Genomic DNA, 1,140 nt, shown 5'->3' with positions numbered 1-1,140 from the left:
TTTTTACTATAATTTAATTTAAATTATTTAAGGAAAATAAAATGGCAGCTAAAGATGTAAAATTTGGTAATGAAGCACGTGTAAAAATGCTTCGTGGTGTAAATGTTTTAGCAGATGCAGTAAAAGTAACTTTGGGACCAAAAGGTCGAAATGTAGTTTTGGACAAGTCATTTGGAGCTCCTAGTATTACTAAAGATGGAGTTTCTGTAGCTCGTGAAATAGAATTAGAAGATAAATTTGAAAACATGGGTGCGCAAATGGTAAAAGAAGTAGCATCTAAAGCAAATGATGCTGCTGGTGACGGTACTACTACGGCTACTTTATTAGCTCAGGCAATTGTTAACGAAGGTTTAAAAGCTGTAGCAGCTGGAATGAATCCGATGGATTTAAAAAGAGGAATTGATAAAGCTGTTATTTGTGCTGTAAAAGAGTTAAAAAAATTGTCTGTTCCATGTTCTGATTCTAAAGCAATTACTCAAGTAGGTACAATTTCTGCTAATGCTGATGAAAAAGTAGGAGTTTTAATTGCGGACGCGATGGAAAAAGTAGGTAACGATGGAGTAATTACCGTTGAAGAAGGAACAGGTTTAGAGAATGAATTAGAAGTTGTGAAAGGTATGCAATTTGATAGAGGTTATTTATCTCCTTATTTTATTAATAAGCCAGAAACGGGTATTGTAGAATTAGAAAATCCTTATATTTTAATGGCGGATAAAAAAATATCTAATATTCGAGAATTATTGCCATTATTAGAAGCTGTTGCAAAATCTAGTAAACCTTTATTAATTATTTCAGAAGATTTAGAAGGGGAAGCTTTAGCTACTTTAGTAGTGAATTCTATGAGAGGCATAGTAAAAGTAGCTGCAGTAAAAGCACCTGGTTTTGGTGATCGACGTAAATCTATGTTACAAGATATCGCTGTTTTAACAGCTGGAAATGTAATATCTGAAGAATTAGCAATGGAATTAGAGAAATCTACCTTAGAAGATTTAGGACAAGCTAAAAGAGTTGTAATTAATAAAGATACAACTACTATCATTGGTGGAATAGGTGAAAAATATTCTATTAAAAATAGAGTATCTCAAATACGTCAAGAAATTCAAGAAGCTACTTCTGATTACGATAAAGAAAAATTAAATG

1 protein-coding gene is annotated in these 1,140 nt (G+C 32.1%); it reads left to right on the top strand.

The window, feature by feature from the left end; translation table 11 throughout:
- Positions 1 to 41: 41 nt before the first annotated feature.
- Positions 42 to 1,140 (top strand): chaperonin GroEL (gene groL, locus LDP10_RS03585; RefSeq protein WP_265197129.1); only part of this gene is annotated, 1,099 nt, incomplete at its 3' end.

Origin of the sequence: Buchnera aphidicola (Pemphigus obesinymphae), from assembly GCF_026122815.1 — a bacterium.
GTDB lineage: Bacteria > Pseudomonadota > Gammaproteobacteria > Enterobacterales > Enterobacteriaceae > Buchnera_C > Buchnera_C aphidicola_BJ.
This window is presented reverse-complemented; position numbering and strand designations above follow the sequence as displayed.